This window comes from Streptomyces sp. CA-251247, assembly GCF_050952975.1.
In the GTDB taxonomy this organism is placed as follows: domain Bacteria; phylum Actinomycetota; class Actinomycetes; order Streptomycetales; family Streptomycetaceae; genus Streptomyces; species Streptomyces achmelvichensis.
Map to the genome: position 1 here is coordinate 2,175,840 of NZ_CP191861.1, position 25,470 is coordinate 2,201,309.

Genomic DNA, 25,470 nt, shown 5'->3' on the forward strand with positions numbered 1-25,470 from the left:
GTCCGGTCGCGTACGGTGAGGTACACCCTTCGAGCTTCATGCACAGAACAGGAGACCCCGGTGCCGGTGCTTCCCGGAGCCGAGCCGTACCGCCACGAGGGCGGAGAGGTCGGCGTTCTTCTCTGTCACGGATTCACCGGCTCCCCTCAGTCGCTGCGCCCCTGGGCCGAGTTCCTGGCGGAGCGCGGGCTGACCGTGTCGCTGCCGCTGCTCCCCGGGCACGGCACCCGCTGGCAGGACATGCAGCTCACCGGCTGGCAGGACTGGTACGCGGAGGTGGACCGCGAGCTGCGTGAGCTCGCCGGCCGGTGCAGCCGTGTCTTCGTCATGGGGCTCTCCATGGGCGGTGCGCTCACGCTGCGGCTCGCCGCCAAGCACGGTGACGCGATCAGCGGTGTCGTCGTGGTGAACCCGGCGAACAAGGTGCACGGCCTCTCCGCCTATGCCCTGCCGGTGGCCCGCCACCTGGTGCGCACGACGAAGGGCCTGACGAACGACATCGCCAAGGAAGGCATGGACGAGGTCGGGTACGACCGGGTGCCACTGCACGCCGCTCACTCCCTGCGCCGGTTCTTCCGGCTGGTCGACGGTGAGCTGCCGCAGGTGACGCAGCCGATGGTGCTGCTGCACAGCCCGCAGGACCACGTGGTGCCGCCGATGGACTCGGCCAGGATCCTCAGCCGGGTCTCCTCGACCGATGTTCAGGAGATCCTGCTGGAACAGAGCTACCACGTGGCGACGTTGGACCACGATGCGGAGCGGATTTTCGAGGAGAGTTACGCGTTCATCGGCCGGCTCGCTCCGAGTGTCGGGAAGAAAGGGAGCACCACCGGTGGCTGAGCAGCACGACGCGGACCGCGAGCCGCAGCCGATCGACGAGGAAGCGGCGTGGGCCGCCATCGTGGCGGGGTACGGCGACGAGCCGGTGGACCCGCCGGGCGCCAAGCCGTTCAAGTCGGTCGACGACCTCGCTCTGCTGGAGAGTGAGGTGAACGAGACGCCGAAGGCTGCGAAGGCCGAGCGGGAGCCCGATCCCGACCCGGACGCGGACCAGCCCGCGCTGGGCAGCTCGGTCACCTTCGCGCCCGGCGTCGGCGGTCCTCGGGACTACGGTCTCGCGGAGGCCAAGGAGGACGACCTCGACGAGAGCGACGAGGGTCACTTCGTGCCGCCGGAGCCGCCGCCGCTGCCCGAGGCGGACGTCACCGCCAAGTTCGCCTGGCTCGCGGTGGTCGGCGGACCGCTGCTGATGCTGGTCGCCGTGCTGCTCCAGTGGGACATGACCTGGTGGCTGACGACGATCTGCGTGGGCGGCTTCCTGGGCGGCTTCGCCACCCTGGTGGCCCGCATGGCGCACGGCGACGACGAGGACGAGGACGACCCGGGCCGCGGAGCGGTGGTCTGAGCGGTACGGGTCCCCCAGCCGCGGTACCAGGTCGTCGCACCGTCGCGATCGCCAGGCCGGTCCCGTCCGTCAGGCGGAACCCGCCGCCGGGATTCTGAGCGCCGCCAGCACCGGCAGATGATCGGTGGCAGCGCTCAGGTCCGCCGTGGTGATGCCGGGCAGATCCAGCGGCACACCGCAGCCGAGCACCTCGATCCCCGCACTGGCGAAGATCGCGTCGATCCGCTGGTGCGGACGGTCCGGCGTCGAGGTGTACTCACCGCCCCAGGGCGCGACCGCCCAGGCGTCCTGGAGTTCGCGGGCGAGCCGTGTGAAGCTCCGCCCGGTGGGCCGCTCGTTGATGTCACCGGCCGTGATCGTGTACGGCACGTCAATGGCGGCGAGCCGCTCGAGCAGCATCCCGGTCTGGGCCAGCCGCTCGTCCGTCTGAAGGCTCAGATGGCAGCTGAGCAGCCCGACCCGGGCGCCGCCGAACCGTACGACCGCGGTGGCGAACCCCCGCCGGTGCAGTCCGCGCGTCAGCGGCAGCAGCACATCCTCCGTACGCTCCACGGTCGCGCGCAGTGAGCAGAGCAGCAGGGGGCCCGCGGCGGTCGCGCCACCGCTGAGCACCACGAGATCGGTCCTGGCCGCGAGCCGTGCGGCGTGCTTGCGCCAGCGGAAGAAGCGCGGCGCCTCCTGGACGAACACGAGGTCGGGTTCGCACGCCCGGATCACCCGGGCGAGCGCTTCCTCGTCGTCCCGCAGCGAGCGGATGTTGTAGCTGAGCACCCGGATCACGGCCGAACCGTCGGGTTCGGTGCGGGAGTTGGGCAGTGCGGTGATCGCCATGCCAGCACGATACGACGGTGCGGGGGGTGTTCCCGGGCTCCGCCGCGAGCTGTGTGCGGCTGCCGCGGGACCGGCCGGTCACTCCGGCCGGTTCCGCGATCACCAGCGGGGCAAGGGGCGGCTCTAGCCCTGACGGGCCAGGTCCGCCGCGCCCACCAGGCCCGCCTTTCCGCCAAGTTGGGCGGCGAGGACCTGGGCGTGCGGACGCCACTGGCCGCCGATGAGCCAGCGGCGGAACGACTTGCGGATCGGGTCCAGGACCAGCTCGCCCTCGTCCGAGACGCCACCGCCGACGATGAACGCCGAGGGGTCGAACAGCGAGGCCAGGTCGGCCAGGCCGGCGCCCGCCCAACGGGCCAGCTCGCGGAAGGAGTCGACCGCGACCGCGTCGCCCTGCCGTGCGGCGGCGCTGATGTGCTTGCCCTCGATGCCCTCGATGGTGCCGTCGCCGAGGCCGAGGAGGATCTCCGCGTTCTCCGGTGTGGCGTTGGCGCGCTGCTTGGCGTACCGCACGAGCGCGCGGCCGGAGGCGTACTGCTCCCAGCAGCCCTGGCTGCCGCAGCCGCACAGCAGACCGTCCGGCACCACCCTGATGTGCCCGAATTCCGCGGCCACACCGAAGCGTCCGCGGCGCAGCTTGTTGCCGATGATGATGCCGCCGCCGAGACCGGTGCCGAGGGTGATGCAGATGACGTCCTCGTGGCCCTGGCCCGCGCCGAAGCGGTACTCGCCCCAGGCCGCGGCGTTCGCGTCGTTCTCGACGACCACCGGCATGCCGACGCGCTGCTCGACCTTGTCCTTCAGCGGCTCGTGCCGCCAGTGGATGTTGGGCGCGAAGAGGACGGTGGCTCGCTTGTCGTCGACGTATCCGGCCGCCCCGATGCCGACGGCCTCGATGTCGTGCCCCTTGCCGGCTCCGGCGACGGCAGAGGAGATCGCGTCGACGATGCCTTCGGGGGTCGACGGGGTGGGCACCTTGTGCGTCTCGAGAATGGTGCCCTCTTCGTCGACCACGCCAGCCGCGATCTTGGTGCCGCCGATGTCGACGCCGATGGTGAGTCCCATGTGTCCCTCAGTTTTCGGTCGAGCCCCGCTACGGCAACCGTACCCGAGGGCGGGCACCCGACCGGTCAGTCCAGGTCGATGTGCTCACTCGGTCCGGGCCCGTCGTCACGCGGGTCCTCGGCGTCCTTGGCGGTGCGCGGCTCCTGGGTCCAGCGCCGCTCATGGCCCTCGACCGCGGACCGGTAGGCGGCCAGCAGCTCACCGCCCGCGGCGGCGAGGTGGTCGAAGATCTGGGGGTTGCGCTCGATCACCGGCTCGACCGCGGCCTTCGCCTGGTCGACCAGCTGCTGCACGGCGCTCTGGGCGGCCATGCCGGGCAGCGAGCTCTGGAACCCGGACACCTTGTCGGCGACGACGTCCAGGAGGCGGCGCAGTTCCTCGGAGGCGGACCCGGTGGGCTGACCGTACTGGGCGCGACGTCGGGCCTTCTCCGCCTCGAGGTCCTCCGCGCACGCGTCGGCCCAGGCGTCGGCGTCGGCATCGACTGCGGGACGCTCGGTGGCATCACTCATGGCGTACTCCTGCACAGGGCATGAACCGGCTGACCGGATGCGGGCTCTCGTACGCTCGACGTTACCCGAACGGCGGTGGCCCGTTCAGTGCCCGTGCGGCCACAGCTGCGGGTCCGGCGCGAAGCGGACCCTCAGCACACCGTCCGCGAGGGCCGCGCCCGACACGGTGCAGCGGCGCAGTACGGACGGCAGCGGCAGGATCCTGCGGAACGGTCCGACGGAGAGCATCAGTTCATCCCCCCGGCGGACCAGGCCGACGTCTCCCTTGACAGCGCCCGGCAGCTCCAGCGTCCAGACGAGGATGCCGTCGTCGGTACGGCGGTCCTCGATCCGCTGCCGGGGGCTGCCGTGGCCTGCGCCCGCGTCGGCGCCGTCTCGCGGTCCGCCGCCGTCCGGCAGGGTCAGGTCGCCCAGCAGGGCGAGGTCGTCGAGGCCGCGGGGGTCGCGGCCCGCATGGGGAACTTCGAGGAGCGCGGTGCCGGGCAGCCAGACCTCGGACCACTCGTGCAGGCACTTCTCCTGCTGGGCCGCCAGGGAGGCGAGCCAGGTGTCGGCGGAGTGCCGGGGCAGGACGCGGTTGGCCAGCAGGGCCTCGACCCGCAGGCCGTGCAGCGCGAGTCCGCTGCGGGCGGTCCGCAGGGCGGCGGCGGCCGCGGGTCCTGGTTCGGCGACCACGCGCAGGGCGGTGTCGCCGGACTCGATCACGCTCTGGACGAGGGCCAGTTCGGCGTCCCAGCGCGCGGCAGTCGCGTACAGCCACTGGGCGGGCATCGGGACACCCGCGAGCTGGGCGAGGACCGGGCGCAGGGCGCGGGCGGCCTGGCGTTCCTGCGGCAGCAGCCGGCGCAGATAGCGGCGCAGCTGCTCGGGCAGGGCGAGCAGGGCGATCGTCTCGCGCAGCGGCGGCAGGTCGACGACGGCCGTGTGCCAGTCGCCGGAGGCGGCGACGGTCAGCGCCCGCAGGAGGGCGAACTGCTCGCTCCCGGGGAGTTCGGTGAGCTCCGCCTCTTCGAGCCGTGCGGCGCCGAGCAGGTCGAGCGCGGTCGCGCTGCGCTCCTGGAGCGAGAGGAATTCCGCCCGGAAGTCGGCGCCGGTGTCGACACGGGCCGCCCAGAGGCCGTCCGTGATCTTCTCGGGCGCATCGGGGCTGCCGGTGACCGGGCTTCCGAGCACCTCGCCGGGACCGGCGGAGAGGAAGAGCACGCGCTCGCCGCGCTTCGCCGCCGCATGGGCGGTCGCCGCGGCGACGGTCGTACGGCCCGCGCCGCCGAGGCCGGTGACGAGGACCGTGCGCATCAGGCCTTGCGTCCGCTCTCGACGCGCCTCTTCAGACCGGCCAGGGCGCGGTCGATGATGACCTTCTCGGCCTTGCGCTTGAAAATGCCGAGCATGGGGATCTTGACGTCGACGGTCAGCCGGTAGGTGACCTCGGTGCGGTCGCCGCCTCCGACCGGGGCGAGCGTGTACGAGCCGTCGATGGCGCGCAGCATCTGGGACTTCACCAGCGTCCAGCTGACCTGGTTGTCGCCGTTCCAGGTGTACGCGAGCGTGTGGTCGTCCTTGATCGCACCGGCGTCCAGCACCAGACGGACCTGCTCGGCGCGGCCCTTGCCGTCGGTGGCGAGAACTTCCGCCTCCTTCACCTCGCCGGTCCACTCGGGGTAGCGGGCGAAGTCCGAGATCACCCCCATCACATCGGCCGGCGCCGCCTCGATCGTGATGCTCGAGCTGGTGTGTTCCGCCATCGCTGCGGCTCCTCGGAGTGCGGGTACGGACCGGGGGTGGTGTGGTGTGCAGGCTATCGCGCCTCAGCAGGTCGGAATCCCAGGGCCTGTGCTCGCCGTTTGCCCGTCCTTTGGGGGCCGGGCTCGGCACTCCACGGCCCGTGCTCACTCCACTGGGGCCGTGCTCACCATTCCAGCGTCCAGGGGCGGCCGGTCGAGGCGAAGTGCCCGACGTTCACGCACTCGGTCGCGCCGACCCGCATCCGCCGGACGAGCGGCTGGTGCACGTGACCGAACAGGGAGTAGCGCGGCCGTGTGCGGTGGATCGCGTCCAGCAGGGCCCGGCTGCCGCGCTCGAAGCGGCGGGCGACCGTGTCGTAGGTCAGCTCGGGGACCTCCGGCGGAATGTGCGAGCACAGGACGTCGACCTCGCCGAGGGCCTCGACCTTCGCCGCGTACTCCTCGTCGGAGATCTCGTAGGGCGTGCGCATGGGGGTGCGCAGTCCGCCGCCGACGAAGCCGAAGACGAGGCCGCCGATCTCGACGCGCTCGCCGTCGAGGACGGAGACACCCGGGTGCGCGTATTCCTGCCAGAGGGTCGGCATATCGACATTGCCGTAGGTGGCGTACGTCGGGGTGGGAAAGGCGGCGAACAGTTCGGCGTACTGGCGTCGTACGGCCGACTCGATGGCGCTCTCGCGGTCGGTGGCGATCTCCGCCCACAGACTCCGCCCCAGGTCACGGGCCTCGTCGAAGCGCCGGGCCGTGCGCAGTTCGACGAGCCGGTGGGCGTTCTCGGCGCCGAAGAGGTCGGGGAAGATGCCACGCGAGTGGTCGGCGTAGTCGAGGAAGAGGACGAGGTCGCCGAGGCAGATCAGGGCATCGGCGCCGTCGCCCGCGGTGGCGAGATCCCCGGCATTGCCGTGCACGTCACTGACCACATTGACTCGCATACCTCGCATGCCGATCACCCTAGGACGCCGCCGCCGTGGCTGGGTAGAGGGGGCGGGACCAGCCGTTCTTCCGACCGCACGGGGGGTGGACTACTCTGCGCGAAGCACTGCCATACACGTGTGACGCAGGGAACATCTGGCCGGGACCCCCTATCCGGAACCGAGTACTGGTGGGTAACGTCCGGGCAGTCCAGTCGTGCTCACCCCCCAATGAGCACCTGCCCGATCTTGGACCGCAGCCGGTGCATCACACAGAGCCGTGGCGCCGGCGCCCGATGAGGAGCAGCAGTCTTGCGCGAGTTCAGCCTTCCGGCCCTGTACGAGGTCCCTTCGGACGGCAACCTGACGGATCTGATCCGCCGCAATGCCTCTCAGCATCCGGATGTTGCGGTGATGGGCAGAAAGGTGGCGGGAGCCTGGGCGGACGTCACCGCCCGCCAGTTCCTCGACGAGGTACGCGCCGCCGCCAAGGGCCTGATCGCCGCGGGTGTCCGGCCCGGCGACCGGGTCGCCCTGATGTCCCGCACCCGCTACGAGTGGGTGCAGATGGACTTCGCCATCTGGAGCGCCGGCGCGGTCACCGTGCCGGTGTACGAGACGAGTTCGGCCGAGCAGGTCCAGTGGATCCTCGGTGACTCGGGCGCGGTCGCGGTGATCGTGGAGGGTGAGGCCCACGCGGCCGCCGTCGAGTCCGTACGGGACCGGCTGCCGGGCCTGCGTGACGTCTGGCAGATCGAGGCCGGCGCGGTCGACGCGCTGATCGCCTCGGGCGCCGGGATCTCCGACGAGGCCGTCGACGCGAGCAGCGCGCACGCCAAGGCGGACGACCCCGCGACCATCGTCTACACCTCGGGCACCACCGGCCGCCCGAAGGGCTGTGTGCTCACCCACCGCAGCTTCTTCGCCGAGTGCGGCAACCTCGTGGAGCGCCTCAAGCCCCTGTTCCGTACGGGCGAGAGCTCCGTGCTGCTGTTCCTCCCCGCCGCGCACGTCTTCGGGCGCATGGTCGAGGTCGCGGCCGTGATGGCTCCGATCAAGCTCGGCTGTGTCCCGGACATCAAGAACCTCACCGACGAGCTGGCCTCCTTCCGGCCGACGCTCATCCTCGGTGTGCCGCGCGTCTTCGAGAAGGTCTACAACTCCGCCCGTGCGAAGGCCCAGGCCGACGGCAAGGGCAAGATCTTCGACAAGGCGGCACAGACGGCGATCTCCTACAGCCGTGCTCTCGGCACCTCCGAAGGCCCCTCGATCGGCCTCAAGTTCAAGCACAAGGTCTTCGACCGGCTCGTCTTCAGCAAGCTGCGGGCGGTGCTGGGCGGCCGCGGCGAGTACGCGGTCTCCGGCGGCGCGCCGCTGGGCGAGCGGCTCGGACACTTCTTCCGCGGCATCGGCTTCACCGTGCTGGAGGGCTACGGCCTGACCGAGTCGTGCGCGGCGACGGCGTTCAATCCGTGGGACCGCCAGAAGATCGGCACGGTCGGACAGCCGCTGCCGGGCTCGGTGGTGCGGATCGCGGACGACGGCGAGGTGCTGCTGCACGGAGAGCATCTCTTCCAGGGCTACTGGCAGAACGAGTCGGCGACCGCGGAGGCGCTGGCCGACGGCTGGTTCCACACCGGCGACATCGGCACGCTCGACGAGGACGGCTACCTCGCGATCACCGGCCGCAAGAAGGAGATCCTGGTCACCGCGGGCGGCAAGAACGTCGCTCCGGCTGTGATCGAGGACCGCATCCGCGCGCACGCGCTGGTCGCGGAGTGCATGGTGGTCGGCGACGGGCGTCCCTTCGTGGGCGCGCTGGTCACGATCGACGAGGAGTTCCTGGGCCGCTGGGCCTCGGACCACGGCAAGCCGGCGGGTTCGACGGCTGCCTCGCTGCGCGACGACGCCGAGCTGCTGGCGGAGATCCAGCAGGCGGTGGACGAGGGCAACGCGGCCGTCTCCAAGGCGGAGTCGGTGCGCAAGTTCCGCATCCTGAACGCCCAGTTCACGGAAGAGGCGGGACACATCACGCCGTCGCTGAAGCTGAAGCGGAATGTGGTGGCGAAGGACTTCGCGGACGAGATCGAGGCGATCTACCGCGGCTGAGGCTGTCCGGGGGCGGCAGCCCCCGGCCCTCGCCGACCGGGCAACCCGGCGCCGGCTTCCGTCCCCGCAGACCAGGGTCTGCGGGGACGTCGCGTCAGCGGGTACGAGTTCTGCCGGGCGCCGCGTCGGCAAAGACGCCCCCGGTCGGGCATCGCGTCACCGCGGACACGCCCCGCCGACTCATCCCGCTCACAGCAGCGTTCTGAGCTTCTCCGCCAGCAGGTCCCAGCGCCACTTCTCCTCGACCCACTGCCTGCCCCGCTCCCCCATCCGCGTCCGCAGTTCCGGGTCCTCCAGCAGCGCCACGATCCGGTCGGCCGCGTCCTCGGCCGAGCCGCCGCGTACCACCCAGCCCGTTTCGCCGTCGAGTACGGCGTCCGGGGCGCCGCCGGAGTCGCCCGCCACCACCGGCAGGCCCGTCGCCGACGCCTCCAGGTACACGATGCCGAGACCCTCGACGTCCAGGCCGCCCCTGCGGGTGCGGCACGGCATCGCGAAGACGTCACCGGCGCCGTAGTGGGCGGGCAGTTCGGCCCAGGGCACCGCGCCGGTGAAGCGGACCGATCCCACGACTCCGGTGTCCTGCGCGAGCTTGCGCAGGTCCTTCTCGTACGGGCCGCCTCCCACGATCAGCAGCACCGCGTCCGGCACCTCCGCCAGGATCGCGGGCATCGCGAGGATCAGGGTGTCCTGGCCCTTGCGGGGCACCAGCCGTGAGACACAGACGACCACGGGCCGGTCGGTGAGCCCGAGCCGTTCGCGGACCGCTTCGCCTCCGGAGCCCGGGTGGAAGGTCTTCTCATCGACGCCCGGCGGCAGTTGGACCATGCGGCCCGCCGCCTCGGGCGTGAGCGCGGCGGCGATGCGCGAACGGGTGTACTCGCCCAGATACGTGATGGTGTCGGTGCCCTCGCCGATCCGCCGCAGCAGCTGCCGGGACGCGGGGAGCTGGGCCCAGCCGGCCTCGTGCCCGTGCGTCGTGGCCACCAGCCGCCGCGCACCCGCCCTGCGCAGGGCGGGACCCATCAGCCCGAGCGGCGCCGCCGCCCCGAACCACACGGACTCGCAGCCGTGTTCACGCAGGAGTCCGACCGCACGCCGGGTGACTCGCGGGGTCGGCAGCAGCATGGTCGTACGGTCCCGCACGACGGTGAAGGGCTGCTCCGCGTCGAAGGCCGCGGTCGCCTCCGCGCCCTCCTGGCCGCGCTTCCAGGTGGAGGCGTAGACGACGAGCCGTTCGGGGTCCAGCCGCAGCGCCATGTTGTGCAGGAAGGCCTGGATACCGCCGGGCCGGGGCGGGAAGTCGTTGGTCACGATCAAGGTCTTGTGCATCGTCCGCCGACAGTACCGAACGGCCCTGCCTCGTCGCTCCGGCACGGTCCCGCCCGGCATCATGAGCATCTCTCATTTCCGTACGAACAGGGACGAGATGCTCATGGCGGACGCAGTCGGCACCCGGCTCCCCCTCGCGGTGTGGATCCTCACCAGGACGGCGCTGCTGCTGTGCGTCTTCAAAGTGGTCACGTTCCCCGGCCCCGACGTCACCACCGACGTCTCGGTGATCTACCGGGGCTGGTACGAGACGCTCGGCACCGGCACCTTCCCGCTGGACGACGTCACCTGGCAGTACCCGCCCGCCGCCGCGCTCGCGATCCTCTCGCCCGCCGTGGTGCCCCTGCTCGGCTACGCCTCCGCCTTCTTCGTCCTCGCCGCCCTCTGCGACGCCTTCGTTCTCGCGCTGCTGCTCCACGCCGGCGGACGGCCGGGCGCGACCCGGCGGGGTGCCTGGATGTGGGTCGGCGGCGTGGCACTCCTCGGACCGACGGCGTACGCGCGCTACGACCTGATGGTCACCGCCGTCGCCGTGGCCGCACTCGTCGCGGGAGCCCGCCGGCCCCGCATGCTCGGGGTGCTCGCGGGCCTGGGCGCCCTGCTCAAGGTCTGGCCGGTCCTGCTGCTGCTGGGGCTGCCGCGCGGACGCGCGACCCGCCGTTCCTGGGCCGCCGCCGCGGTCACGGCGGCCGGCCTCACCCTGCTCTTCGTCGCGACGATGCCCGGCGCCCTGGCCTTTCTCACCTCCCAGCGCGACCGGGGCACCGAGATCGAGTCGCTGGGGGCGCTCGTCTTCCACGGGGCGCGGCACATCGGCTGGGACGGCCGGGTGGCGCTGAACTACGGGTCCGTGGAGTTCCTCGGCCCGTACGTCCCGCTCGTGTCCACGCTCGCGATGGTCCTCGGTGCGGGGGCGCTCGGCTGGCTGGTGCTGTGGCGGCTGCGGGCGCGGGAGTTCGGCCCCTCCACCGTGTGCGACGCGGCGTTCGCGGCCGTGCTGCTGTTCACCACCACCAGCCGGGTGATCAGCCCGCAGTACATGATCTGGCTGGTCGGGCTGGCGGCGGTCTGCCTCACCTTCCGGGCCTGCCGCATGACCCTGCCCGCCTGGCTGGTGCTGGCCGCATGCGCGATGACGGTGCTGGAGTTCCCCGTCTACTTCGCGCATGTGGTGGAGAGCGACCCGCTGGGTGTGCTGCTGCTGGCGGTGCGCAACGGTCTGCTGGTCGCGGCGACGGTGACCGCCTGCGTACGGCTGTGGCGGCACACCGTCCATGAGCCCGGCGGCCGCGGAAGCCTGCCGCTGCGGCCCGCACCCGACAAGGAACTGCTCTCCTCCTGAGGCGCCCCCGCATGGGGCCGCCGTCAGCCCAGGCGCTCCCGCAGATAGCCCCGCCACGTCACCGTGAACTCCTCCGGCGAGATCCCCAGCACGTCCTGCATCGCCTTCTCGACCGCGCTCGCCCGGTGCTCCTTCTCCCCCACCGCCCGGTAGAAGGCGGTCAGCTTCCCCTCGCCCCATCTCCCGGCGATCAGCTCGCAGGCCATCCAGCCGCCCTCGTACGCCCGCGCCAGCACATCCGCGTCGCCGCCGAAGGCGAAGTCCTTGTCGTCCGGCAGGGCGGCCGGGGTCTCACCGCCGCGGACCGCGCGCTGGAGTTCGGGCGCGGTCTGTCCGTCCGTGCGGGAGGTGCCGCGGTAGGCGACCCAGTCCGCGAAGCCCTCGGAGAGCCACATGGGAGTGGCCTTCGAGGTGTACGCACGGGTCGCCACATGCGTCGTCTCGTGCGTGAGCACGACGGTCTGCCCGAAGTCGCCGAGCACCCCGTACGCCTCGGGGTTGACGATCACCCGGTCCGCGGGGGCCTTGCCGGACGACCCGGTCTCGCCCGTGGTGACGGCAGCGATGCCGCGGTAACCGGCCGCGGGGGCACCCAGCAGCTCGCCCATGGCCTCCAGCGAGGACGGCACCAGGACGACGACGCGCCGGGCCCACGGGGACGGCCAGGCGCCCGCGACGGCCGGCACCGCACGGTCGGCGGTCGCCGCGAGCGCCTTCTGCCGGACGGTGTCCCGGTCGACGGCGAGCACCAGGCTGCGGCTGCCACGTACGACATGGACGTCGCCCTGCTGCCAGAGCTGCTGAGCGCTCTTCCCGGCGGGCCGGTCGGCCTTCAGATACCAGCGGCCGTCGCGCCGGGTGAATTCGACCGTGCGGGCGGCGGTGACGGGTGCGGTGTCGTATCCGGCGATGCGGTAGCGGAGTTCGGCGTCGGCGACCGCGGTGGAGCCGTCGCGGCGTACGTCCCCGAGCCGGTACTCCCAGGACCCGAAGGGGATGTCCGCCATGTTGCGGAACTGTCTGAGCTCGTCGGCCCGCAGGGCGCTCGCGTCGGAGGCCACCGCACCGAGATAGGCGTTCTCGTCGTGCCCGAGGACGGCGGCGGCGCGGCCGTCGAGGGTGCGCTGGATCTCCCGGACGGTGCTGTCGGACGCCCCGGGACCGGCGCAGCCGGAGGTCAGCAGAGCGACGGCGAGGCCGAGCCCCGCCGCCATCCGTATCGCCCGGCGCCCGACGCGCCCGTGACCTGCCACCCTGTCGATCGTACGGAACGTAGAGCGGAAGCGGACGGGCCAGGACGCGGCCCGTGCCCGGACGAGGAGCCGGCCCACCCGTACAGCCGCCGCGGACCAAGCCGCTCCGGACGCCGGACCGGGCTCGGACGGCCGACCGGTGCTCGGAGCCGGAACGGGCTCAGACGCGCGTGACCGACGAGACGGGCATCATGCCGACCGGGTCGTAGCGCACCGGGGCGCCGGGATAGGGCGCGTGCACCACCTGCCCGTTGCCCATGTACATCGCGATGTGGCTGGCGTCGCTGCGGTACGCCACCAGGTCGCCGGGGCGGGCCTCGGAGAGGGAGACCTGGCGGCCGGCGTAGCGCTGTGCCTGCGAGGTGCGCGGCAGCCCGACGCCCGCCTGGGCGTACGACCACTGGGTGAGCCCCGAACAGTCGAAGCCCGAGGGCCCGTTGGCGCCCCAGACGTAGGGGCGGCCCACCGCGTTGCGGGCGGCCATCACCGCGGCGGCGGCCCGGGCCGAGGAGGGGGCGAGGCCCGAGAGCTCGGGCAGTTGGCCGCGTCCCGAGCGGGAAGCGCGGTCGAAGTCCGCGCGGTCCTCGGGGGGCAGCGAGTCGAGCAGGCGCCGGGCTTCTCCCAGCTTGCGTTCGACGGTGCGCTTGTGGTGGGCGACGGCCGCCCGGCTGCGCTCCAGTTCGACGAGGTCGCGAGCGGCTTCCGCACGCTCCTGGCCGAGTCTTCGCTGGGCCTGCTGGAGATCCCGCAGGGCGGTGGCCTGACGCTCGCTGATGCGGTCCAGGGTCGCTGCCTTCTCCAGATAGCTGTCGGGGTCCGCGGAGAGGAGCAGTGCGAGCGCCGGGTCCATGCCGCCGGAGCGGTACTGCGCCCCCGCGACCGAACCGAGCGCGCCGCGCATCCGGTTGATGCGCTCCTGGCCCCGCGCGACGCTGTCCTGCGTGTGGCTCACGTCCTCGCGCAGCCGGTCGGCCTTCTCACCGGCCTTGTTGAACTGCTCGGTGGCCTTCTCGGCCTCCTGGAAGAGCCGGTCGACCGTGGCACGCGAGGAGTCCGGCCCGTCGCCCGGGTCGGCGACGGCCGCCGGTGCGGCCCCGAGCGCCGCAGCGGCCGTTGCCGCCGCGGCGGACAGAACGGTGACCCTGGCGCTGTGAGTGAGACCGGGCTGTGAGGACCGTCGATGGGACGCCACGAACCGCGCTCCCTTCCGCTGGACGAGGTGCACGAGGGATGGTGCGCGGCAGACAGTAGCCGGGCGATCACGCGGCGGCCAACGACCGTATCGTGCACAGACAGTGACGCCCCACCGGAGACCACAGGTCACCGGCGGGGCGCAGCGTCAGCAGGAGGTGCGGGAAATCGCCCGATTGGGCGTCAGATGCGCACGCCGAACTGGAAGGGCATGTTGTTGATGGACTCGTAGCGCACGTTGGCTCCGCTCCGCGGCGCGTGCAGCACCTGGCCGTTGCCCGCGTAGAAGCCGACGTGGTGCTGGTCGCCGTAGAAGATCACCAGGTCGCCCTGCTTGAGGGCGCTCTGGGAGTAGATCCGGGTGCCGGCGTTGGCCTGCGACTGCGAGGTGCGCGGTATGGAGACACCGGCCTGGGCGAACGCCCAGGAGGTGAGGCCGGAGCAGTCGAAGGAGTTGGGGCCGGAGGCGCCGTAGACGTACGGCGTACCGATCTTGCTCTGGGCGGCGGCGAACGCGGCGGACGCGCGCTGCGAGGCGGGCACCGTGGCACCGAGGTCCACGCGCTCGCTCGCGCGGTCGGCGCGGGTCTCGTCAGCGGCGAGGGAGGCACGCTCCTGCGCGCTCAGGGAGTTCAGCAGCTTCTGCGCGGACGCGAGCTTGGACTGGACTTCCTTCTTCTTCGTGCCGAGCTGCTTGCGCGTGTCGGCCAGGTCGCCGAGCTTGCTCTGGGCTTCCTGGCGCTGCTGCGCGAGGGTGCGCTGCTTGGTCTGGATCTCGGTGAGCGCCTCGGTCTGCTTGGCACCGAGCTGGTCCAGCGCGGAGGCCTTGTCGAGGTAGCTGTCCGGGTCCGAGGAGAGGAAGAGCTGTACGGCCGGGTCGATGCCGCCGGAGCGGTACTGGGCGCTGGCCACCGAACCGAGGCCGTCCCGCAGGGTGTTGAGCTCGTCCTGACCGCGGGCGACCTTGTCCTGGATGGCGTCGACCTGCTTCTGGAGCTTGTCCTGCTGCTCCTTGGCGCCGTTGTACTTCTCGGTGGCCTTCTCGGCCTCTTCGTAGAGCTTGTCGACCTTTTCCTTGACGTCGCTCTTGCTCGGCTTCGGATCAGCCTGGGCGGCCTGGGAAGTGAGGGCGACGGCCGCTGCCGCGGTCGCGGTGAGCACGGTCACGCGGGTGCGGCTCGGCTGCTTGGGACGACGGTGGGACGCCACGCGGGCGAGCTCCTTCTTCCTCAGCCGCCTACCGGGCAGTGGGGGGTGAACCCCGGCTCCGCGCACACAGCTCCCCCGGGAAAAAGCTGAAGTACACAGAAGTGGCGGTTCCTTCGCTGTCACCCCGGATGGGCGATCAACCGCGCGAAGGTTCGAGGCCTGACCTTAGTGACCTTCTTGTGATCACTTCAAATCCTGTCGGGAAAAATGTTTGGCGCGGAGGGCATTCTTTACTCACATCACACGCGTTGTGATTGCCACTTGACGCAACGTTCCGCCGAGAGTGGGGCGAATCGGCCCAAGGAGTACGCGAGTTGCTCAGACGCGCGAAAGCCGCTTCAGCAACAAAACGGACGCGACCGGCCTGGCCCCCGCCTTCGCCACACCGTCGGCGACCTCGCGATCGGTGGAGACCACCACGACGGGCCTGCCGGGCGGCTCCGCGCGCACCAGCTGGCGGATCAGCTCGTCGGCCGTCACACCCGGCTTGGAGAACAGCACCCGCACGCCTCGCGGCGGCGCCAGCAGCACCGGGGCGGCCAGCTCGGCCCCGTCGAAGACACAGGTGATCTCGGCCCCGGTCTGCGCCGCGAGCATGGAGAGCCCGCCGAGCAGCCGCAGCCGCTGCTTCTCCAGCGGCATCGTCGGATAGCCGGTCTTGGTGACGTTGTAGCCGTCGACGACGAGATGCGCCTGGGGCAGCGCGAGCAGTTGGTCGAGCAGCGCCGGGTCGGTCTCCGACAGGGCCCGGGCCGCGATGTCCTTGGGCGACATCCGACCGGGCTCGACCGCGTCGACCGTGTCCGCGGGATGCACGGACGCGGGTGGCAGGGCCAGTTCGCGGCGCAGCCCCTGCGCGGACTCCAGCACGGTGTCCAGCAGCAGCCGCAGCCGCATGTCCTCGACGGAGCGCCCCTCACGGGCAGCACGGCGTCCGGCCTCGACCGCCGCCTCCGCCTCGCCGAGACGGGCCTTGAGGCGCCTGCTCTCGCTCTCGGCGGCCGAGACCTGGGCCGCGGTCTCGGACCGGACGGTGTCGATCTCGGCGTTCACCCGGCGCAGCGCGGCCTCACCGCGCTTGACGTCGCTCTGGGCGCTGCGCAGCTTGCGGCGAAGCGATTCGGCTTCCTTGCGGACCGTCTCCAGCTCGGTGCGCAGCCGTTCGGTCTCGCTCTTGGTCAGACCGCGGGCCTCGACGAGTTCCTCGCGCAGCCGCTCCAGTTCGCGCCGCCCGGCCTCGTCCGCCCGCTCGGCGTCGGCGCGCTGCGCCTCCTCACCGGCGGCGGCGACAAGTTTCACCCATCCGGTGGGCCGCAGAACGTAGGCGGCGGCCGCCACGTCGAGTGGATCGGCCGCCGCGGGCGGCGATCCCGCCGTCAGCGCCCCGCACAGTTCGGGCTGCGCCTGCGTGAGCCGTTCGGCGATGCGCTGCCGGAAGACGGGGTCGCTCTCCAGGGCGGCGGCCATCGCGTTGCCGGCGAACTTGGCGCGGCGGGAAGGGGTGAAACGGGCGTACTGCCGCAACTGGGCGGGCAGTTCCGCGACGGTGAGCCCGCCGAAGGCGTCCGAGACCAGCGCCACGACCCGGCGTCGCACACCTTCCGGCAACGGCCGGTCGAGCGCCTCTGCGGCGTCACCGGCCGCACCGGCCGGCTCGGCGCCGCTGTCAGGCTGCTCCACGATCCGTCACCCCACTACCCGTTCGGGCCACTCCCTCAGGAGGCGGCGCCCGGCCTGTCCACCAGCTCGATCTTGTCCACCGCGTTGCACCAGCGGCAGCGCACCGACTCGATGGTCTCACTGACCACGTCACGCTCTTCGACGGTCGGCTCTCCGGCCAGGTCCAGATGGACGTACTCCACGACCTTCGACGAGCGCGTGACGTCGAAGCGGGTGAGGTTCCCGCAGAGCGTGCAGCGCCAGCGGGTCTGGTCCGTCGGCGAGGGAACCGTCGTCATCGTTCCGTCCTCGTTTCGTCGTGCGGATGCGGGTGCCGCGGTGCGCCGTCGAACTGCGGATGTACTCCCTGTAACCCTACGGCCTCGCAGGTACCCCGCGGCACGGCGAGGCACTCTGTACCCTTCCGGCCCGCTACGCCATGATCTGTCCATGATCGGTTGGCGGAGGGTGCGGGGCGCGGTGACCAGGCCCTCGGTGACGTACGGCCTGATCGCGGTCTGCTGCGCGGTCTTCCTCATCAGCCCGGTCTCGGGGCTGAACCCGTCGTACGGCACGGGTGACGCGTGGCTCGCGGCGCAGAGCGCGTACTTCGTGCGGTGGGGCGTGATCCCGGCCCAGCTGATGACCGGCTCCCCTGACACACTGCTCACCCCCTTCACCGCGCTCTTCGTGCACGGGAACTGGCTGCACCTGCTCGGCAACATGCTCTTCCTCTACGTCTTCGGCGCGATGGTGGAGGAGCGCATGGGGCCGCTGGAGTTCGCCCTGTTCTACCTGGGCACCGGCGCCTTCGCCCTGCTCGCCTACGCGGCGGCCAACGCCGAGTCCGAGCAGACCCTGGTGGGAGCGTCCGGGGCGATCTCGGGGGTGCTCGGCGCCTTCCTTCTCCTCTTCCCGAAGGCCCGGGTCACCAGTCTCTTCCCTTTCCTCTTCTTCCTGCCGCTGCGTTTCCCCGCCTGGATCGTGCTGATCTTCTGGTTCGTCCTCCAGTGGCTGGCCGCGTCGGGGGCCGGCGAGGGCGGGCCCGGGGTCGCCTATCTCGCGCATGTGGTGGGGTTCGGCACCGGGTTCCTCTATGCCTGGGGGCGGTTCCGGCGTCCGGCTAGAGTGAAGGCCCCAGCAGCGGCCACCGAGGGAGAAAGCCAGCCGTGATCACTGCGATCGTGCTCATCAAGACCAGCGTGGACCGCATTCCCGAGATCGCCGAGTCCATCGCGGCGCTGGACAGCGTCAGCGAGGTCTTCTCCGTCACGGGCACCTACGACCTGATCGCCATGGTCCGCGTGGCGAAGCACGACGACCTGGCGGACGTGATCCCCGGCCGCATCAGCAAGATCCAGGGTGTCGAGGGCACGGACACGCACGTGGCGTTCCGTACGTACTCGCAGCACGACCTGGAGGCGGCGTTCGCGATCGGTCTGGACTCCTAGAGCCCGTCGGCCCACGCGACCGGGACAGCCCCCGGCACACGAAGAAGCCCGCGCCGTCCGGCGCGGGCTTCTCGCTCGGGAGGTCGCTCAGACGGCAGGCACGCAGCGGCCGTCCTCGGTGCGGTACTGCCACTTCGCGCCCTCGCGCACCAGCTCCTTCACCGCACCGACGAAGCGCTCCACGTGCTCGTCGGGCGTCCCGGCGCCGAAGCTCACCCGGATCGCGTTGAGCGAGACCTCGCCCGGCCGGGCCTCCGGGGCGCCGCACTCGCCCGGGTCCTGCGGGGCGCTGCCGAGCAGGGTGCGCACCAGCGGGTGGGCGCAGAACAGTCCGTCGCGTACGCCGATGCCGTACTCCGCCGACAGGGCCGCAGCGAAGTGCGAGCTGTTCCAGCCCTCCACCACGAAGGAGATGACACCCACCCGCGGCGCATCCGCACCGAACAGCGACAGCACCTTGACCTCCGGCACCGCGGCCAGGCCCTCCCGGACCCTGTCGACCAGGTGCTGCTCACGGGCGACGAGGTTCTCGAAGCCGGCCTCGGTGAGCGCCTTGCAGGCCGAGGCGATGGAGTAGACGCCGATGACGTTCGGCGAGCCCGCCTCGTGGCGCGCGGGCGTCGTGTGCCACTCGACATCGACGCCGCCGTCGGCACGCCGTGCCACCGTGCGCGACGCACCGCCGCCCGCGAGGTACGGCTCCGCCTCCTGCAGCCAGTCCGCCCGGCCCGCGAGCACGCCCGAGCCGAACGGCGCGTACAGCTTGTGCCCGGAGAACGCCACCCAGTCGACGTCCAGGTCCCGCACCGAGACGGCGTGGTGCGGGGCGAGCTGCGCCGCGTCCAGGACGATCCGCGCGCCGTGGGCGTGCGCCACTTCCGCGAGCTCCTTCACCGGCCACAGCTCACCCGTCACATTGGACGCTCCGGTCACACAGACCAGCGCCGGACCGACGGGGTCTCCCCAGCTCGAAGAGCGAGAGGAAGGGTCGCGGTCGGCGAGCGCCTGCTCCAGCGTCCGCACCGCCTCGGCGTGGGTGCGCGGCGCGTTCAGATACGTCACCCGGGTGTCGCCCCAGGGCAGCAGCGAGGCGTGGTGCTCGGTCTCGAAGACGAAGACCCGGCAGTCCGCCGGCAGCGCGGACGCCAGCAGGTTCAGCGAGTCGGTGGTGGACCGGGTGAAGACCACCTGGTCGCCCTCGCGGCAGTCGAGGAAGTCGGCGACCGTGACGCGGCTGTTCTCGAAGAGGTCGGTGGACAGCTGCGAGAGGTACCCGGCGCCGCGGTGGACGCTGCCGTAGTAGGGGGCGTACGCGGCCACGTCGTCCCACACGCGCTGAAGGGCCGGTGCGCTGGCCGCGTAGTCGAGGGCCGCGTAGGTGACCTCGCCGCCGGTCACGAGCGGCACGGTCACGTCACGGCCGAGGACCGGCAGCGGCTCGGCACAGCAGGGGTCGGATCCGGCATCGGCGACGGCCGCGTCCGGGGAGGGGACGGTGGCGGCAGGGGCGGTGGCGGTGTTCAGGCGTGCGGACATGGCGGTATCTCCCGGCAGGAAAGGCGAATCGGCTTCAAGAACCCGGCGGTGCGGGGACCTCGACGCACGGCGGACGCCGTGCGGAGGGTGTGCTGAAGAAGGGGCTGTACGCCCTATCGCATTCGCTTGCTCACGAGACTGCTCCCTTGAGGACCAGGACCCCAGGGTGTGCAGGGGTCCGCGCTTGCCACAGACCTCGCTGCCTGCGGCCTGGTCTTCACCCGGGGCACCCCGCCACGGACGGAGGGTTGCCGGACAGCGGGCCGGGGCCGTAATCGCTGTCACTCATGACCTTGGAGAGCATCCTGCCACACGTCGCGGACACCGCAAGGGCGCGGTCCACCATCCGGACCGCGCCCTCGCGTGACGCATCGATCGGTACTGCCGGCCCCGCCGGATCAGCCCTGATCGTTGGTGGCGGCCACCCAGCGCTGGAGCGCGTCGTTCGCCGCCCCCGAGTCGATGGCCTGGGCGGCCTGCGCGACCCCTGCCGCCAGCTGTTCGTTCAGCGTGCCGTCCGTCGGATCCAGCGCCACCAGGGCGGCCGCCGAGTTCAGCAGGACGGCGTCCCGCACCGCCCCGGTCTCCCCGCCGAGGAGGCGTCTGGCCACATCGGCGTTGTACGAGGCGTCGGCGCCGCGCAGCGCCTCCACCGGCACCAGGTCGATGCCGATGTCCCGCGGGTCGAACGCCTCCTCACGCACCGCACCGTCGCGTACGACCCACACCCGTGAGGTGGCGGTCGTCGTCAGTTCGTCCAGGCCGTCGTCGCCGCGGAAGACCAGTGCCGACGAGCCGCGGTCGGCGAGCACCCCGGCCATGATGGGCGCCATCCGCGCGTCCGCGACACCGGTGGCCTGCGCCCTGACCTGCGCCGGATTGGTCAGCGGGCCGAGGAAGTTGAACGTGGTGCGGATGCCCAGTTCCTTGCGTGCCGCGGCCACATGCCGCAGGGCGGGGTGGAACTTCACCGCGAAGCAGAAGGTGATGCCCGCCTCCTCCGCGACCTCGGCCACCCGCTGCGGGGTGAGCTGGAGGTTGACGCCGAGCTTCTCCAGGACGTCGGAAGCGCCGCTCGCGGACGAGGCCGCGCGGTTTCCGTGCTTGACGACCTTGGCTCCGGTGCCGGCCACGACGATGGCCGACATCGTGGAGATGTTCACCGTCTTGGCCCCGTCGCCGCCCGTGCCGACGATGTCGACGCTGCGGCCGGGCACCTGGATCAGGTTCGCGTGCGCGTACATGGTGCGCACGAGGCCGGAGATCTCCTCGACCGTCTCGCCCTTCGCCCGCAGCGCGACCGCGAACCCGGCGATCTGGGCGTTCGTCGCCTCGCCGCTGAGGATGCGGTCCATCGCCCAGGCGGTGGCGTCGGCGCTCTGGTCACGGTTGTCGAGCAGCGCGTTCAGCACACTCGGCCAGGAGTGAGCCGCCACGCTGTCGCCGCCGACCGGGGTCACAACGTTCATGGTCCACTCCTGGGTCCACAGCCGATAAGGGGATGCGTCCACCCTATCCAGCCCCGGAGACGGCGAAGGGCCCCGTCCGACGATTGGACGGGGCCCTTCACCTGCTACTGCCGGGAGGTGCCTTTGGCGCTGTGGCGGCAATGCGCTCGCTTCAGGCGGTCAGTGGTGGCCGTGGCCGCTGCTGATCTCCCTGAACTCCTCGGGCGTCGGCTTGGGGATCTGGCTTTCCTCGCCGTAGTACGACTTGCTGAGCTTGACCCGCATCCTCTGGGCCGGGGTGACCTTGCGGCGGACCCCGTTCTCGTCCGTCTCCGGGCCGAGCTCCTCGGGCTTGTACTGCTCGTGCGCGGTGAGCGCGTGCAGGTCGCTCTGGCTGAGCGGCTCGTGGACCTCGACGAACTCACCGTGCGGCAGGCGCTTGATGATGCCGGACTCGCGTCCGTGCAGCACCTTGTCCCGGTCGCGACGCTGAAGACCCAGACAGATCCGCTTCGTGACGATGAAGGCGATGACCGGTCCGGCGAAGAAGAAGATCCGGACGAACCAGGTGATCGAGTTGATCGACAGATGGAAGTGGGTCGCCCAGAGGTCGTTGCCGCCACCGATCAGCAGCACGAAGTAGACGGTCAGCCACGCCACACCGAAAGCCGTTCGGGTCGGGGCGTTGCGCGGGCGGTCCAGGATGTGGTGCTCGCGCTTGTCCCCGGTGACCCAGGACTCGATGAACGGGTAGACGGCGATCGCGACCAGCACCAGCGGGAAGATCACCAGCGGGATGAACACACCCAGGGCGAGCGTGTGGCCCCAGGCGTTGATCTCCCAGCCTGGCATCACACGGATCAGACCCTCGGAGAAGCCCATGTACCAGTCGGGCTGTGCGCCGGTGGAGACCTGGTCCGGCCGGTAGGGACCGAGCGCCCAGATCGGGTTGATCGAGGCGACCGCGGCCATCACCGAGATGACACCGAAGACCAGGAAGAAGAAGCCTCCGGCCTTGGCCATGTAGACCGGCAGCAGCGGCATGCCCACGACGTTCTTGTTCGTCCGGCCGGGGCCCGCGAACTGCGTGTGCTTGTGGTAGAAGACCAGGATCAGGTGGCCCACCAGCAGACCGAGCATGATGCCCGGCAGCAGCAGGATGTGGACCGAGTAGAACCTGGCCACGAAGTCGCCGCCGGGGAACTCCCCGCCGAACAGGAACATCGACAGGTACGTGCCGACGACCGGCACGGACAGGACCGCTCCCTGCATGAACCGCACACCGGTGCCCGACAACAGGTCGTCCGGCAGCGAGTAACCGGTGAAGCCGGTGAACATGCCGAGGACGAACAGCAGGAAGCCGAACATCCAGTTGACTTCGCGCGGCTTGCGGAACGCGCCCGTGAAGAAGACGCGCATCATGTGCACCAGCATGCCGGCGAGGAACACCAGCGCGGCCCAGTGGTGGATCTGCCGGATCAGCAGACCGCCGCGGACGTCGAAGCTGATGTCCAGCGTCGAGGCGTACGCCTCCGACATCCGCACACCCTGCATCGGGATGTAGCTGCCGTGGTACTCCACCTCGTTCATCGACGGGTGGAAGAACAGCGTCAGATACACACCCGTGAGGATGATGATGATGAAGCTGTAGAGGCAGATCTCACCGAGCATGAAGGACCAGTGGTCCGGGAAGATCTTGCGCATGTTGGCCTTGGCCAGGGAGTAGATCCCCAGCCGGCCGTCCGCCCAGTCGGCAACCTTCTCGCCGGCCGGTGCCTTGCGCTTGGACTCTGTCTTGGTACTCATCCGCGCTCCCAGAAGGCAGGACCGACAGGCTCGTCGAAGTCGCCGAGCGCCTCGAGGTGGCCCTCGGCGTTCACACCGATCCGCAGCTGCGGAAGGGCGTGACCGGCGGGACCGAAGATGACGCGGGCGCCGTCGGCGAGGTCGAAGGTGGACTGGTGGCACGGGCAGAGCACGTGGTGGGTCTGCTGCTCGTAGAGGCTGATCGGGCAGCCGACGTGCGTGCAGATCTTCGAGAAGGCCACGATGCCCTCGTGCGACCACTCGAGCTCGCGCTTGTCCTTGATGTCCTCCGGCTGGATACGGACGATCATCAGGGCCGCCTTCGCGATCTCCTTCTGGAAATCGTGGCTGTCCTCCTCCAGGCCCTCGGGCATGGCGAAGGTCAGCGAACCGACGGCGACGTCCTCGGGACGCAGCGGCTCATTGGTGTTCATGTTGATGAGCTGCTTGCCCTTGGCCCACAGCGTCGAGCGCAGCTTCTTCTCGGGCAGCGGACCGAGGTCGCGCAGCAGCACCACACCGGAGAGCGGCAGCAGCGTCAGCGCACCGAACATCGTGTTGCGGATGAGCTTGCGCCGGCCGATCGCGGACTCCTTGGCGCCCGCCGCGAAGTCGGCCATGACCTTGGCACGGACCTCGGGCGGTGCGGCGACGGGGTGCCGCTCGTCGACCATCTCCACGTCCGACATCAGGGTGCGGGCCCAGTGGACCGCGCCCGCGCCGATGCAGAAGAGGGCGACGCCGAGCGTCATACCCAGCGCGAAGTTGAGCGCGCTGATGTGGCCGAGCGGCCAGATGTAGACGATCTCGGTGACCGGGAAGATGACGAACGACGCGATGAACGCGACCGTTGCCAGCATCGACAGCAGGAACAGGAAGGCGACCGTGCGCTCGGAGCGCTTGGCTGCCCTTTCGTCGATGTCCTGGATACGCGGCTTGTGGGCCGGCAGTCCCGGGTCGGCGAACGGGTCCGCGTCGTGCTTGACGACGGTGGTGCCCTCGTGTCCCGCGCCGTGCGCGGCAGCCTGCTCTGCGGGCAGGTTCTCTTCTGGATTCTCTTGGCTACTCATGACTTCTTGGCCTTAGCGGTGTGGGCCGCGACCCAGATGGCGACTGCGATCAGCGCACCCAGACCGAAGATCCAGCCGAACAGTCCCTCACTGACGGGGCCGAGCCCACCCAGGTTGAGGCCGCCGGGGCTCTCGGACTCCTCGCCGTTCACATTCTTGATGTAAGCGATGATGTCCCGCTTCTCCTGCTCCGGCATCGTCGTGTCGGGGAAGGAGGGCATGTTCTGCGGGCCGGTCTGCATGGCCTCGTAGATGTGCTTCGGGCTCACGCCTTCCAGGCTCGGGGCGTACTTGCCGTTGGTCAGCGCACCGCCCTCACCCGTGAAGTTGTGGCACTGGGCGCAGTTGGTGCGGAACAGGTCGCCACCCTTGGCGATGTCGGCACCCGCGGGGTTGTACTGCTTCTCGGTCGGCGTGATCGGACCGGCGCCGAGCGAGGCGATGTACGCCGCCAGCTGGTCGATCTCGGCCTGCGAGTAGATGACCTTCTTCTTCGGCACCTGGGCGCCCGGCTGCTGGGCCGGCATACGGCCGGTGCCGACCTGGAAGTCGACGGCTGCGGAGCCCACGCCGACCAGGCTCGGGCCGTCAGAGGTGCCCTGACCGCCGGTACCGTGGCAGCTGGCGCAGCCGACGGTGTAGAGCTTCTTGCCCTCCTCGATGGCGAGGGACTGGGCGGTTTCATCGGCCTGCGCCTTGTCCGCGGGTGCGAACGCGGCGTACAGCCCCCCAGTTGCCGCCAGCGCGAGGAGTAGGACGACGACCGCCGCCAGCGGATGGCGTCGTCGTGCGGAGAGCTTTTTCACGGATTACCCCGGTGTCAGGATCTTCTGCGTCGATGCTTCTGGACTGTGTCTGCTTCAGGCAGCGAGTGCCTGCGCCGTTTACTTGATCATGTAGATCGTGGCGAAGAGGCCGATCCAGACGACATCGACGAAGTGCCAGTAGTAGGACACGACGATGGCGGCGGTTGCCTGCTCGTGGGTGAACCTCCTGGCTGCGTACGTTCTGCCGAGAACCAGCAGGAAGGCAATGAGTCCGCCCGTCACGTGCAGACCGTGGAAGCCGGTGGTCAGGTAGAACACCGAGCCGTACGGGTCCGACGAGAGCGAGAGGCCCTCGTGCTTGACCAGCTCGGTGTACTCGAACACCTGGCCGCCGATGAAGATCGCACCCATCACGAACGTGATCACGAACCAGGAGCGGAGCTTCTTCACGTCACCGCGCTCGGCGGCAAAGACGCCGAGCTGGCAGGTGAGGGAGGAGAGCACCAGGATCGTGGTGTTGGTCGCCGAGAACGGGAAGTTCAGGGTCGAAGCCTTCTCCGACCAGAACTCGGCCCCCGTCACCGATCGCAGGGTGAAGTACATCGCGAAGAGGGCCGCGAAGAACATCAGCTCGGAACTCAGCCAGATGATGGTTCCGACGCTGGTGAGGTTCGGTCGATTGACCGACGGGTGCGCGTGCCCGGTTTCTACTGTCGTTGCTGTCGCCACGACCGACATTATGTCGGTCGCTTATCCCGGCCTCACTCCGGGGGGTGCCGTTCGGTGTGTCAGTGGCTCCCGTCCAGCCCGAACGGCCCATCGAAGCGG

24 protein-coding genes and 1 riboswitch are annotated in these 25,470 nt (G+C 70.6%); of the genes, 6 read left to right on the forward strand and 18 right to left on the reverse strand.

Annotated features, from left to right (window positions below):
• Nucleotides 1-60: 60 nt before the first annotated feature.
• Together ACQPWZ_RS09655 and ACQPWZ_RS09660 are read left to right on the forward strand one after the other, a co-directional pair.
• Nucleotides 61-840 carry an alpha/beta hydrolase gene (locus ACQPWZ_RS09655; protein ID WP_433571109.1) on the forward strand — a complete coding sequence of 260 codons (780 nt, stop codon included), beginning with the start codon at nt 61-63 and terminating at the stop codon, nt 838-840.
• A complete protein-coding gene (locus ACQPWZ_RS09660; RefSeq protein WP_356699146.1) occupies nt 833-1,405 on the forward strand; it encodes a hypothetical protein in 573 nt (190 codons plus the stop codon). The genes ACQPWZ_RS09655 and ACQPWZ_RS09660 overlap by 8 nt, the downstream gene beginning before the upstream one ends.
• A 69-nt stretch (nt 1,406-1,474) precedes the next feature.
• Here ACQPWZ_RS09660 and ACQPWZ_RS09665 read toward each other — a convergent pair whose 3' ends face one another.
• From ACQPWZ_RS09665 to ACQPWZ_RS09690, 6 genes are all read right to left on the reverse strand, one after another.
• Complete coding sequence (locus ACQPWZ_RS09665) at nt 1,475-2,236, reverse strand: endonuclease/exonuclease/phosphatase family protein (protein ID WP_433571110.1); 762 nt, start codon at nt 2,234-2,236, stop codon at nt 1,475-1,477.
• A gap of 123 nt (nt 2,237-2,359) precedes the next feature.
• Complete coding sequence (locus tag ACQPWZ_RS09670; protein ID WP_313946822.1) at nt 2,360-3,301, reverse strand: ROK family glucokinase; 942 nt, start codon at nt 3,299-3,301, stop codon at nt 2,360-2,362.
• A 65-nt stretch (nt 3,302-3,366) separates the two neighbouring features.
• The gene (locus tag ACQPWZ_RS09675; RefSeq protein ID WP_356699142.1) at nt 3,367-3,813 is read right to left on the reverse strand and encodes a DUF5304 domain-containing protein; all 447 of its coding nucleotides are present in this window, start codon (nt 3,811-3,813) and stop codon (nt 3,367-3,369) included.
• 84 nt (nt 3,814-3,897) lie between these two features.
• A complete protein-coding gene (locus tag ACQPWZ_RS09680; RefSeq protein ID WP_433571111.1) occupies nt 3,898-5,109 on the reverse strand; it encodes an ArsA family ATPase in 1,212 nt (403 codons plus the stop codon).
• On the reverse strand, nt 5,109-5,558 hold the full coding sequence (locus ACQPWZ_RS09685) for an SRPBCC family protein (RefSeq protein ID WP_433571112.1): 450 nt from the start codon (nt 5,556-5,558) through the stop codon (nt 5,109-5,111). The genes ACQPWZ_RS09680 and ACQPWZ_RS09685 overlap by 1 nt, the downstream gene beginning before the upstream one ends.
• Before the next feature lie 164 nt (nt 5,559-5,722).
• Nucleotides 5,723-6,490: a metallophosphoesterase family protein gene (locus ACQPWZ_RS09690; protein WP_433573797.1), complete on the reverse strand. Its 768-nt coding sequence runs from the start codon at nt 6,488-6,490 to the stop codon at nt 5,723-5,725.
• Between the two features lie 291 nt (nt 6,491-6,781).
• Between ACQPWZ_RS09690 and ACQPWZ_RS09695 the strand changes: the two genes are divergently transcribed.
• A complete protein-coding gene (locus ACQPWZ_RS09695; RefSeq protein ID WP_340472645.1) occupies nt 6,782-8,578 on the forward strand; it encodes an AMP-dependent synthetase/ligase in 1,797 nt (598 codons plus the stop codon).
• Between the two features lie 189 nt (nt 8,579-8,767).
• On the opposite strand, the gene ACQPWZ_RS09700 is transcribed toward ACQPWZ_RS09695, so the two are convergent.
• On the reverse strand, nt 8,768-9,910 hold the full coding sequence (locus tag ACQPWZ_RS09700; RefSeq protein ID WP_433571113.1) for a glycosyltransferase family 4 protein: 1,143 nt from the start codon (nt 9,908-9,910) through the stop codon (nt 8,768-8,770).
• Between the two features lie 97 nt (nt 9,911-10,007).
• Here ACQPWZ_RS09700 and ACQPWZ_RS09705 point away from each other — a divergent pair, with 97 nt between their 5' ends.
• Entirely contained in the window at nt 10,008-11,252 is a 1,245-nt protein-coding gene (locus tag ACQPWZ_RS09705; RefSeq protein ID WP_433573798.1) for a glycosyltransferase 87 family protein, read from the forward strand.
• A gap of 23 nt (nt 11,253-11,275) precedes the next feature.
• Here the strand turns inward: ACQPWZ_RS09705 and ACQPWZ_RS09710 are convergent, their stop codons facing one another.
• The 5 genes from ACQPWZ_RS09710 to ACQPWZ_RS09730 all read right to left on the reverse strand — a co-directional run bounded on the left by ACQPWZ_RS09710 (nt 11,276) and on the right by ACQPWZ_RS09730 (nt 16,863).
• Entirely contained in the window at nt 11,276-12,466 is a 1,191-nt protein-coding gene (locus tag ACQPWZ_RS09710; RefSeq protein ID WP_383243209.1) for a hypothetical protein, read from the reverse strand.
• 199 nt (nt 12,467-12,665) lie between these two features.
• Nucleotides 12,666-13,697 carry an NlpC/P60 family protein gene (locus tag ACQPWZ_RS09715; protein WP_405568895.1) on the reverse strand — a complete coding sequence of 344 codons (1,032 nt, stop codon included), beginning with the start codon at nt 13,695-13,697 and terminating at the stop codon, nt 12,666-12,668.
• A 182-nt stretch (nt 13,698-13,879) separates the two neighbouring features.
• A complete protein-coding gene (locus tag ACQPWZ_RS09720) occupies nt 13,880-14,905 on the reverse strand; it encodes an NlpC/P60 family protein (RefSeq protein WP_433571114.1) in 1,026 nt (341 codons plus the stop codon).
• A 318-nt stretch (nt 14,906-15,223) separates the two neighbouring features.
• Complete coding sequence (locus ACQPWZ_RS09725) at nt 15,224-16,585, reverse strand: NYN domain-containing protein (protein WP_340472649.1); 1,362 nt, start codon at nt 16,583-16,585, stop codon at nt 15,224-15,226.
• Between the two features lie 35 nt (nt 16,586-16,620).
• A complete protein-coding gene (locus tag ACQPWZ_RS09730; RefSeq protein ID WP_313946813.1) occupies nt 16,621-16,863 on the reverse strand; it encodes a hypothetical protein in 243 nt (80 codons plus the stop codon).
• Between the two features lie 151 nt (nt 16,864-17,014).
• On the opposite strand from ACQPWZ_RS09730, the gene ACQPWZ_RS09735 reads away from it, so the two are divergent.
• Both ACQPWZ_RS09735 and ACQPWZ_RS09740 read left to right on the forward strand, forming a co-directional pair.
• Entirely contained in the window at nt 17,015-17,737 is a 723-nt protein-coding gene (locus tag ACQPWZ_RS09735; RefSeq protein WP_340472650.1) for a rhomboid family intramembrane serine protease, read from the forward strand.
• Entirely contained in the window at nt 17,734-18,015 is a 282-nt protein-coding gene (locus tag ACQPWZ_RS09740; RefSeq protein WP_307663983.1) for an Lrp/AsnC family transcriptional regulator, read from the forward strand. The genes ACQPWZ_RS09735 and ACQPWZ_RS09740 overlap by 4 nt, the downstream gene beginning before the upstream one ends.
• 87 nt (nt 18,016-18,102) lie before the next feature.
• On the opposite strand, the gene ACQPWZ_RS09745 is transcribed toward ACQPWZ_RS09740, so the two are convergent.
• From ACQPWZ_RS09745 to ctaE, 6 genes are all read right to left on the reverse strand, one after another.
• The gene (locus ACQPWZ_RS09745) at nt 18,103-19,551 is read right to left on the reverse strand and encodes an aminotransferase class V-fold PLP-dependent enzyme (RefSeq protein ID WP_433571115.1); all 1,449 of its coding nucleotides are present in this window, start codon (nt 19,549-19,551) and stop codon (nt 18,103-18,105) included.
• Nucleotides 19,552-19,726: 175 nt separating this feature from the next.
• Nucleotides 19,727-19,844, reverse strand: a riboswitch (SAM riboswitch).
• 105 nt (nt 19,845-19,949) lie between these two features.
• Nucleotides 19,950-21,020 (reverse strand): anthranilate phosphoribosyltransferase, encoded by a 1,071-nt coding sequence (trpD, locus tag ACQPWZ_RS09750; protein WP_433571116.1) that lies wholly within the window; start codon nt 21,018-21,020, stop codon nt 19,950-19,952.
• Between the two features lie 159 nt (nt 21,021-21,179).
• Complete coding sequence (gene qcrB / locus ACQPWZ_RS09755; RefSeq protein ID WP_340472653.1) at nt 21,180-22,805, reverse strand: cytochrome bc1 complex cytochrome b subunit; 1,626 nt, start codon at nt 22,803-22,805, stop codon at nt 21,180-21,182.
• The gene (qcrA, locus tag ACQPWZ_RS09760) at nt 22,802-23,875 is read right to left on the reverse strand and encodes a cytochrome bc1 complex Rieske iron-sulfur subunit (protein WP_327684685.1); all 1,074 of its coding nucleotides are present in this window, start codon (nt 23,873-23,875) and stop codon (nt 22,802-22,804) included. Before qcrA ends, qcrB begins: the two co-directional genes overlap by 4 nt.
• Nucleotides 23,872-24,681, reverse strand: a complete 810-nt coding sequence (gene qcrC / locus ACQPWZ_RS09765) for a cytochrome bc1 complex diheme cytochrome c subunit (protein WP_313946807.1) — start codon at nt 24,679-24,681, stop codon at nt 23,872-23,874. The genes qcrA and qcrC overlap by 4 nt, the downstream gene beginning before the upstream one ends.
• Nucleotides 24,682-24,759: 78 nt before the next feature.
• Nucleotides 24,760-25,380: an aa3-type cytochrome oxidase subunit III gene (gene ctaE, locus ACQPWZ_RS09770; RefSeq protein WP_313946806.1), complete on the reverse strand. Its 621-nt coding sequence runs from the start codon at nt 25,378-25,380 to the stop codon at nt 24,760-24,762.
• Between the last annotated feature and the right edge of the window lie 90 nt (nt 25,381-25,470).

Coding starts and splice junctions, on each gene's coding strand:
- ACQPWZ_RS09665 (WP_433571110.1), bottom strand. CDS start 2,236: ATGGCGATCACCGCACTGCCCAACTCCCGCACCGAACCCGACGGTTCG.
- ACQPWZ_RS09670 (WP_313946822.1), bottom strand. CDS start 3,301: ATGGGACTCACCATCGGCGTCGACATCGGCGGCACCAAGATCGCGGCT.
- ACQPWZ_RS09675 (WP_356699142.1), bottom strand. CDS start 3,813: ATGAGTGATGCCACCGAGCGTCCCGCAGTCGATGCCGACGCCGACGCC.
- ACQPWZ_RS09680 (WP_433571111.1), bottom strand. CDS start 5,109: ATGCGCACGGTCCTCGTCACCGGCCTCGGCGGCGCGGGCCGTACGACC.
- ACQPWZ_RS09685 (WP_433571112.1), bottom strand. CDS start 5,558: ATGGCGGAACACACCAGCTCGAGCATCACGATCGAGGCGGCGCCGGCC.
- ACQPWZ_RS09690 (WP_433573797.1), bottom strand. CDS start 6,490: ATGCGAGTCAATGTGGTCAGTGACGTGCACGGCAATGCCGGGGATCTC.
- ACQPWZ_RS09700 (WP_433571113.1), bottom strand. CDS start 9,910: ATGCACAAGACCTTGATCGTGACCAACGACTTCCCGCCCCGGCCCGGC.
- ACQPWZ_RS09705 (WP_433573798.1), top strand. CDS start 10,008: ATGCTCATGGCGGACGCAGTCGGCACCCGGCTCCCCCTCGCGGTGTGG.
- ACQPWZ_RS09710 (WP_383243209.1), bottom strand. CDS start 12,466: ATGGCGGCGGGGCTCGGCCTCGCCGTCGCTCTGCTGACCTCCGGCTGC.
- ACQPWZ_RS09730 (WP_313946813.1), bottom strand. CDS start 16,863: ATGACGACGGTTCCCTCGCCGACGGACCAGACCCGCTGGCGCTGCACG.
- ACQPWZ_RS09735 (WP_340472650.1), top strand. CDS start 17,015: ATGATCGGTTGGCGGAGGGTGCGGGGCGCGGTGACCAGGCCCTCGGTG.
- ACQPWZ_RS09745 (WP_433571115.1), bottom strand. CDS start 19,551: ATGTCCGCACGCCTGAACACCGCCACCGCCCCTGCCGCCACCGTCCCC.
- trpD (WP_433571116.1), bottom strand. CDS start 21,020: ATGAACGTTGTGACCCCGGTCGGCGGCGACAGCGTGGCGGCTCACTCC.
- qcrB (WP_340472653.1), bottom strand. CDS start 22,805: ATGAGTACCAAGACAGAGTCCAAGCGCAAGGCACCGGCCGGCGAGAAG.
- qcrA (WP_327684685.1), bottom strand. CDS start 23,875: ATGAGTAGCCAAGAGAATCCAGAAGAGAACCTGCCCGCAGAGCAGGCT.
- ctaE (WP_313946806.1), bottom strand. CDS start 25,380: ATGTCGGTCGTGGCGACAGCAACGACAGTAGAAACCGGGCACGCGCAC.